The organism is Sphingomonas sp. (assembly GCF_019749955.1).
GTDB lineage: Bacteria > Pseudomonadota > Alphaproteobacteria > Sphingomonadales > Sphingomonadaceae > Sphingomonas.
Genome location: NZ_JAIEPC010000107.1, coordinates 1 through 8246, shown reverse-complemented (window position 1 = coordinate 8246; position 8246 = coordinate 1). Strand labels below are relative to the sequence as shown.

The following is an 8246-nucleotide window of genomic DNA, read 5'->3' as shown; positions in this document are numbered from 1 at the left end:
GCGGCGGCGACGCGCTTGGCGGCGTGCGCGGCGGCTTCGATCTCGTTCATATCCTTGGGTTGATCGCTCATCGGGCTACTCCTCTACTGTTTATGGGCATAAGCCACTCTGAACGCATCAGCAAAGCTCTTGAGCCGTCGCTCGGCAATCGCGGCACGCAAATCGGCCATCAGCGCCTGATAAAAGAACAAGTTATGCTCTGTCATCAGCATCGCGCCGAGGATTTCGCCGACGCGGACCAGATGGTGGAGATAGGCGCGGCTCCAGGTGCCGCACACAGGGCAAGCGCAGCTCGGGTCGATCGGCCCCTGATCCTCGGCGAATTTGGCGTTGCGGATATTGATCGGTCCGGCGCGAGTGAAGGCCTGGCCGGTGCGGCCGCTGCGCGTTGGCAACACGCAGTCGAACATGTCGATGCCGCGCTCGACCGCGCCGACGATGTCGTCGGGTTTGCCGACGCCCATCAGATAGCGCGGCTTGTCGGCGGGGAGTTGATCGGGCGCGAAATCGAGGCAGCCGAACATTGCTTCCTGCCCTTCGCCGACCGCGAGCCCGCCGACGGCATAGCCGTCGAAACCGATGTCGATCAGCGCCTGCGCCGATTCATGCCGCATCGTCTGATCGAGCGCGCCCTGCTGAATGCCGAAGATTGCCGCGCGTGTCGCATGCTCCCCGCCCGCGTCAAAAGCGTCGCGCGACCGCTTGGCCCAGCGCATCGACCGCGCCATCGCGGCATGCTGGACATCGCGCGTCGCCGTCGTCGGCACCAATTCGTCGAAGGCCATAATGATGTCCGAATCGAGCAACCGCTGGATTTCGATCGAGCGTTCAGGGCTGAGCGTATGGCGCGTGCCGTCGAGGTGGCTCTTGAATGTCACGCCCGCTTCCGAGCGCGTCGTCAGGTCAGCGAGGCTCATCACTTGATAGCCACCGCTGTCGGTCAGGATCGGGCGGTCCCAGCCCATGAAACCGTGCAAGCCGCCCAGCCGCGCCACCCGCTCGGCGCTCGGGCGCAGCATCAAGTGATAGGTGTTGCCGAGGATGATATCGGCGCCGCCCTTGCGCACATCCTGCGGCTTCATTGCCTTGACCGTGGCGGCGGTCCCCACCGGCATGAAGGCGGGCGTGCGGATCGTGCCGCGCTGCATGTCGATGCTGCCGGTGCGGGCTTTGCCGTCGGTGGCGGCAATGGTGAAGGCGAAGCGCGCGGTCATGCCGGCGCGCCGTGGAGCAGACAGGGATTGGCACCGTCGAGGTCGATCTGGATCGTCGCATGATCGACCCGGAAATCATGCCGCAGCCGGTGCGCGACATCGTGCAGGAACGTGTCGCCCGGATGTCCGCCGGGCATCACCAGCCGCACCGTCAGCGCGACTTCGGTGGTGCTGATCGGCCAGATATGCAGATCGTTGAGCCGATCAACGCCGTTCAGGCCCCGCAGCATCGCATCGACTGCCTTGGCATCGACCGATGTCGGCACGCCATCGAGCGCCATGTTCACCGAATCGCGCAGCAAACCCCAGGTCCCCCAAAGGATCACCGCGACCACGACCAAGCTGGTCGCGGGGTCGATCCACGCCCAGCCGGTCAGCAGCACCAGCCCCCCCGCGACCACCACGGCGGCCGACACGGCGGCGTCGCTCAGCATATGGAGATAGGCGGCGCGGACATTGATATCGCCGTGGCGCCCGCTCGCGAATAGCCAGGCGGTTGCGGCATTGACGGCGATGCCCACGGCGGCGACCGCCATCACGAGCCCGCCCGAGACATGCGGCGGCTCGGCAAAGCGGCGCGCGGCTTCCCAGGCGATGCCGCCGCACGCGAACAGCAGGAACAGGGCGTTGGCGAGTGCGGCCAGGATGGTCGTCTTGCGCAGCCCATAAGTGAAGCGCGGGGAGGTGGGGCGGCGGGCCAGCGCGGCTCCGCCCCAGGCGACGACCAGCCCGAGTACGTCGGACAGATTGTGCCCGGCGTCTGCCAGCAGCGCCACTGAGTCCGCCAGCAACCCGAACACCAATTCGACGCCGACAAAGCCGAGATTGAGCGCGACCCCGAGCGCGAACGCCCGCCCGAAATCGGTAGCGTCGCCGTGCCCATGCGCGTGCCCATGCGCGTGGCTGTGCCCGTTACTGTGCCCGTGCCCGTGATCATGGTGGTGATGGCCCTGGCCCATCGGCTCAGCTCGTCTGACCCAGCACCGCTGTCACCACGTCGCCGGGCGCCTCGAACGTCACGGCGGGCGCCAGCGCGGTCAGTGCATCGCGGCGGGCATAGCCCCACATCACCGCGCCCGCGTCGATGCCGACCTTGCGCGCGGCGGTGATGTCGCGCGTCTCGTCGCCGATTGACAGCACGTCAGCGGCGCCAAGCTTGGCGCGGCGCAGCACCCGGCGATAGCGCGGCGCTTTGCCGAACAGCGATGCGCCGCATTCGATCTGCTCGAAGCGCGCGACAATCTCGGGTCCCAGGATCGCGCGCGCATTGTCCTCCGCGTTCGACGTCACCAGCGCCAGGCGGACGCCCGCCGCCTGAAGCGCTTCGAGCATCGGCTCGACGCCCTCAAACAGCGCGATCTTGTGCGTCTCGCTCGCCAGCCTTTTGTGCAGGTGGCGCGCGATGATTGGCAGCTTCCAGCGCGGAATGCCGAGATAGCGGATCACTTCGCGCGTGGTGTGGCCGCGCAGGCTTTCGATCTCTTCCTGCGGCACCCGGCGGAAGCGAAAGCGTTCGGCGACGTCGTCGGCAATCGACAGGAACCAGTCGCCACTGTCCGCCAGCGTTCCGTCGAAATCGAAGATCGCCATTTTGTAGCGCGGGGATCCCGGCGTTGCGTCGCCGCCGGTCATTGGCGCGGTGGCCCGCCGCGCGGCCCGCGATCGCCCGGGCCGTTGCGGCCGCCGAGCCCGCGCGTGCCGTCGATCGTCAGCAATTCGCTGCGCACCAGCACCCCGTCCTTGTCGCGATCGAGCCGCGTGAAGGTCTTGTCGAGCTGCGCCTTCAGCTCGGCCAGCGTGATCCGGTCGTCGTTGTCGGTATCCGTGTCGAAAGGGCTCGGCAGGGCGTTACGATCGCCGAGCCAGCGTTCGGCCCAATCGGCGAACTGGATGTAACCGACCGATCCCTTGCCGTCCTTGTCGATGCTCGCGAAACTCTTCGCAGCGCAGGCGGCGAGCTCGGCGCGGGTGACGCGGGCATCGCCATCGGCATCGCAGGCGCCGATGAACACGGCGACCGGCTCGGCCATGATCGTCGCCGTCGGCGGCTGTTCCTTGGGCGGGCGCGACGCATCGGGCGACCCGCCGACCGGGACGCGCTGCCCCGCCGCCGGGGCGGCGATCAGCGCAAGCGCTGCAAATAGGGTCAAGCGCATCGTCAATCCTTCCGCGTCGGCAATAGCAGCGACGCATCGCCATAGCTGTAGAAGCGATAGCCGGAAAGCACGGCATGGGCATAGGCCGCCTGCATCACCTCCAGCCCCATCAGCGCCGACACGAGCATGAACAGGGTCGAGCGCGGCAAGTGAAAATTGGTGATCAGCCCGTCGATGCCCTTGAAGCGATAGCCGGGAGTGATGAAGATCGACGTGTCGCCTTCGAATGCGCGGACAATGCCGTCGTCGCCGCACGCGCTTTCGATCAGGCGGAGCGAAGTGGTGCCGACCGAGATCACCCGCCCGCCGTTGGCGCGGACGTTATTCATCCGGTCGGCTGTCGCTGGGTCGATGCGGCCCCATTCGGCGTGCATCTTGTGGTCGGTGGTGTCATCGGCCTTGACCGGCAGGAAAGTCCCGGCGCCGACGTGCAGCGTCAGCGTGGTATGGTCGATGCCCGCTGCTGACAGCGACTCCATGAGTGCGGGCGTGAAGTGCAACGCAGCCGTCGGTGCTGCCACAGCGCCTTTTTCGGCGGCGAACATCGTCTGGTAATCATCGGCGTCGCGCTCATCGATCGCGCGCTTGGCGGCGATATAGGGCGGCAGCGGCATGGTGCCTGCGCGTTCGAGCAACAGCTCGACCGGTTCATCGCCCGCGAAATCGAGCGCAAAACTGCCATCCTCGGCGCGGTCGGTGGCAGTGGCGATGACGCCTTGGCCGAAATCGATCGCATCGCCTGCGCGCAGCCGCCTGCCGTTGCGGACGAACGCCCGCCACCGCCGTGGGCCCTCGCGCTTGTGGAGCGTCGCACCGATCCTGGCATCGCCGCGTCGGCCTTCAAGTTGCGCCGGAATGACGCGGGTATCGTTGAAAACGAGCAGATCGCCGGGGCGCAGGCTGGCCGGCAGGTCGCGAACGCTGGCGTCGCGCAAAGCGTCGCCCTCGACCACGAGCATGCGTGCCGAATCGCGCGGGGAGGCCGGACGCAGTGCGATCCGGTCATTCGGCAATTCGAAATCGAACAGGTCGACTTTCACGCATCACTCCTCAGCAGCGCGCGCCCATGCGGCGGCGGGGCGGCCGGAGCAAGCGATTTTCAGGCGATTTGATTGAACTTTGCGAATGGCGGGCGCGGCGAGCGCGGGAAAATCGTCGCCGGATCGCCAATGCCGATGGTCGCGATGAAGTTCGATTTCACGTGCGGCGTCTCGGCGAAAAAGTCGGCGTCGACGGTGGCGTTGTTGAACCCCGACATCGGGCCGACGTCCCAGCCGAGGGCGCGCGCCGCGACGATGAAATAGGCGCCCTGCAGCGACGCATTGCGCATCGCCGATAGCTGGCGCAGCGGCAGATTGCCTTCGAACCAGCTTTTCGCATCGGCATGCGGGAAAAGTTCGGGCAGATATTCGTGGAAATCTTCGTCCATGCCGATCACGACGGCGGCGGGCGCGGCGCGGATTTTGGGGGCGTTCGCGCCACTCGCATGCGCGGCGAGCCGATCCTTGGCTTCGGTCGACAAGCACCAGACGAGCCGCGCGGGCATTTGGTTGGCCGAGGTCGGACCGAATTTCATCAGCTCCCAGACGGCCTCCGCGTCGGCTGCGGTGAACGGCGCGTCGGTATAGCCATTGGCGGTGCGTGCGGCGCGGAAAATCGTATCGAGCGCGGCGTCGGCCAGCTTCTCGCCCATGAATTTACCCCCAATCGATGGTTAGATGGCGCGGACTTCGGTCACTTCGGGCACATAATAGCGCAGCAATTGCTCGATGCCGTTCTTCAGCGTCGCCGCCGAACTGGGGCAGCCGGCGCAGGCGCCGTGCATGCTGAGGAACACCTTGCCCTTGTCGAACCCGCGGTACGCAATGTCGCCGCCGTCCCCCTGCACGGCAGGACGGATACGCGTCGCGATCAAATCCTGGATTTGTTCGATGATTTCGGCATCGGCGGGATCATCGGTCAGCTCATGCTCGCTCGGCACGCTGAAGTCGGCGGAGGCACCCGCGCGAAAAAGCGGCATATTGGCGCAGAAATGATCGAGCAGCACGGCGAGCACATCGGGCTTGAGCGCCGCCCAGTCGGTGCCCGGTGCCGCCGTGACCGATACGAAATTATAGCCGAAGAACACGCCGGTCACATCGCCCAAGCCGAATAGCGCGTCGGCGAGCGGCGATGCCTCGGCCGCTTCTGGTGTAGCGAAATCGCGCGTGCCGCTGTCCATGACGGTGCGACCCGGCAGGAATTTCAGCGTGGCGGGGTTGGGCGTTGTTTCGGTTTCGATCAGCATGACGTGCATGTGGGGGCGCTGGCGGGCGGTTCAACCCCGCGCCCGTCTTTGGAATCAGCCGTCGAGCTGCTTGATCGCGGCGTTCCAGCTTTGCAGATTCTCGCGCGCTTCCTGAACAAAGGCGGAGCGTCGCACAAAACCCAGAAACAGATCGGCGAACCACTTGCCCGGCTGGCGCAGCGGGCGTTCGAACTGGATCAGCAGCACCACGCGCGTGCCGCTCGTGTCGTTCCAAACTTCGTGGCGATAGGTGTCGTCGAACACCAAGGTCTCGCCCTCGGCCCATCGCACGATGCGGTCCTTGACGCGCATCCGTACGTCGCCGTCCTTGGGCACTACCAGCCCGAGATGGCAGGTGATCAGCCCCTTGGTCACGCCGCGATGGTCAGGGATATGCGTCCCCGGCGCGAGGATCGAAAAAAAGGCGCTGTTCAAGCCCGGAATCTGCGCAATCACGTCGGCCGTGCGCGGGCAGCGCGCCAGATTTTCCTCAATCGCATAGCCATAGCCGAACAGGAAGAATGACCGCCATTTGTCGACTTCGGCGATCGAGCGGTGATCGGGCGAGATCGTCGCGAGCGACGGCACTGCCTCACGGCGGACGGCAACCCGCTCGGCTTCTTCGCGAATCGCGTGCCAATTGTCGCGCAGGATCGCCGTCCAGGCGAAGTCGCGCACGTCGAGCACTGGCGTGTTGGGGACCAGCGAGGACGAGCCGATCAGCCGGTCGAAGAGGCCGCGCACAGCCTTGCCCAGCTTGATCGACAGCGGACGGTTGCGCTCGGCCACCATCGGGGCACCTGCGGCGGGCGCGCCGGAGATGACCGTCAAATCGGGCACCATGCCAGCCGGTGCCTCAGCGCCGGTCCAGCGCGGAGAGTCGCTTACTGGCCGCTTGGTTTCAACACCCATTGATCCGCCCTTTCCGTCGATCTGGCACCACGCCGTCGCCGTTTGTCGCACGGCCGGTCCCTCGGCCAATCATCATCGCTAGCGCCCGCTTGGGTCCAAATGATGGCAAAATCCGGCCCAATCATGCTTCGCCATTGTTGCGCTGAACGTGCGTCAGGCGACACATCGGTGGCTGGCGCTACCGCACGGCTATCGCTACACAATCGTGATGCATATCCCTTTGGCCCAGCGCCTTCGCTCGCTCCCGCTCTTCATCGCCTTGGCCCTGACGGTGCCCGCCATCGCATCAGATGTGGCGTCCTCGCCGCCGGTCAATAGCGCTGCACTGCAAAAAGTTTCGCAAGCGACTCAGTCAAAACAATCGAGTGCCGCGGCGTCCACGGAACCCGGCTGGCTCTACAAGGGCAGCGACATCACGCCCGATCCCGACTGGCGTTTCGGCACGTTGCCCAACGGCTTGCGCTATGCGATCCGCAAAAATGGTGTGCCGCCGGGCCAGGTCGCGGTGCGTATCCGGATCGAAGCCGGGTCGCTGTTCGAACGCGAGAGCGAGCGCGGCTTTGCCCATCTGATCGAACATCTGTCGTTTCGCAGCTCGGTCTATGTCGCCGACAGCGAAGCGAAGCGGATTTGGCAGCGGCTGGGGACGACGTTCGGCTCGGATACCAATGCGCAGACCGGGTTCACTGGCACCACCTACAAGCTCGACCTGCCCAGTGCGACCGAGCAAGGGCTCGACGAGAGCTTGCACATCTTGTCGGGCATGATGGCGCAACCGCTGATCACGTCGGCAACGCTCAATGCTGAGCGCCCGGTGGTGCTCGCCGAGCAGCGCGAACAGCCCGGCGCGCAGTCGCGCTTTTCGGACGCGTTGCGTCGCGCGTTTTTCGCCGGCCAGCCGCTCGCCGAGCGCTCGCCGATCGGCACGATCAAGACGCTTGAGGCCGCGACTGCCGCCTCGGTGAAGGCGTTCCACGATCGCTGGTATCGCCCCGAACGCGCCATCGTGATCGTCGTCGGCGACCTTGATCCGGCGCTGTTCGAACGCTTGATCACCAAGAATTTCGCCGACTGGAAGGGCAATGGCGTCAACCCGCCCGATCCCGATTTCGGTCAGCCCGCACCCACCGCGCAACCCGCAAAAGCCGTGGCCGAAGCCTCGATCCCGGCGCTCGTCTCGTTCGCCGTGCTGCGACCCTGGACCTACCGGGACGACACGGTGATCTTCAACCAGAAGCGCATGGTCGACACGATGGCGCTGCGGTTGATCAACCGGCGGCTCGAAACGCGGGCCCGCGACGGCGGCAGCTTCATCAGCGCCAATGTCAGCCTCGACGATGTCTCGCGCTCGGCCAATGGGACGTTCGTGCAAGTGCTACCGATTGGCGACGATTGGGCGGCCGCGCTGAAGGATGTGCGCGCGGCCATAGCCGATGCGCAGGCCAAGCCGGCATCGCAGGCCGAGATCGACCGCGAAGTCGGCGAATATGACCGCGCGCTCAAGACGCAGGTCGACACTGCTGCTGCCGAGGCAGGCGCCAAACAGGCCGATGATCTCGATCAGGCGCTCGACATTCGCGAAACCGTGACGACCGCGCAAACCGCCTATGACATTTTCCTCGGCGCGCGCGAAAAGGGCATGTTCTCGCCCGCGGCCTTGCTCGCGTCGACCAAGCG

General features: G+C 65.8%; 9 protein-coding genes. 1 reads left to right on the top strand and 8 read right to left on the bottom strand.

All coding sequences use genetic code 11. From position 1 onward, the window contains the following. Window positions 1-83: 83 nt before the first annotated feature. From tgt to K2W81_RS15585, 8 genes are read right to left on the bottom strand one after another with little or no spacing between them, the layout of a single operon-like run. Window positions 84-1214: a tRNA guanosine(34) transglycosylase Tgt gene (gene tgt, locus K2W81_RS15620; RefSeq protein ID WP_294106187.1), complete on the bottom strand. Its 1131-nt coding sequence runs from the start codon at window positions 1212-1214 to the stop codon at window positions 84-86. After that, the gene (locus K2W81_RS15615) at window positions 1211-2173 is read right to left on the bottom strand and encodes a cation diffusion facilitator family transporter (RefSeq protein ID WP_294106184.1); all 963 of its coding nucleotides are present in this window, start codon (window positions 2171-2173) and stop codon (window positions 1211-1213) included. Before K2W81_RS15615 ends, tgt begins: the two co-directional genes overlap by 4 nt. A gap of 4 nt (window positions 2174-2177) precedes the next feature. Beyond that, a complete protein-coding gene (locus K2W81_RS15610) occupies window positions 2178-2846 on the bottom strand; it encodes an HAD hydrolase-like protein (protein ID WP_294106181.1) in 669 nt (222 codons plus the stop codon). Then, window positions 2843-3370, bottom strand: coding sequence for an EF-hand domain-containing protein (locus tag K2W81_RS15605; protein WP_294106178.1), 528 nt, complete (start codon window positions 3368-3370; stop codon window positions 2843-2845). The genes K2W81_RS15610 and K2W81_RS15605 overlap by 4 nt, the downstream gene beginning before the upstream one ends. A 2-nt stretch (window positions 3371-3372) precedes the next feature. Then, window positions 3373-4410 (bottom strand): tRNA preQ1(34) S-adenosylmethionine ribosyltransferase-isomerase QueA, encoded by a 1038-nt coding sequence (queA, locus tag K2W81_RS15600; protein ID WP_294106175.1) that lies wholly within the window; start codon window positions 4408-4410, stop codon window positions 3373-3375. Window positions 4411-4469: 59 nt separating this feature from the next. Next, window positions 4470-5063 carry a malonic semialdehyde reductase gene (locus K2W81_RS15595; protein WP_294106173.1) on the bottom strand — a complete coding sequence of 198 codons (594 nt, stop codon included), beginning with the start codon at window positions 5061-5063 and terminating at the stop codon, window positions 4470-4472. Window positions 5064-5084: 21 nt separating this feature from the next. Continuing rightward, window positions 5085-5657, bottom strand: a complete 573-nt coding sequence (locus K2W81_RS15590) for a NifU family protein (RefSeq protein ID WP_294106194.1) — start codon at window positions 5655-5657, stop codon at window positions 5085-5087. 54 nt (window positions 5658-5711) lie between these two features. After that, window positions 5712-6620, bottom strand: coding sequence for an aspartyl/asparaginyl beta-hydroxylase domain-containing protein (locus K2W81_RS15585; RefSeq protein ID WP_294106170.1), 909 nt, complete (start codon window positions 6618-6620; stop codon window positions 5712-5714). Between the two features lie 241 nt (window positions 6621-6861). On the opposite strand from K2W81_RS15585, the gene K2W81_RS15580 reads away from it, so the two are divergent. Then, window positions 6862-8246: pitrilysin family protein (locus K2W81_RS15580; RefSeq protein WP_366932272.1), on the top strand; the 1385-nt coding region annotated here is incomplete at its 3' end.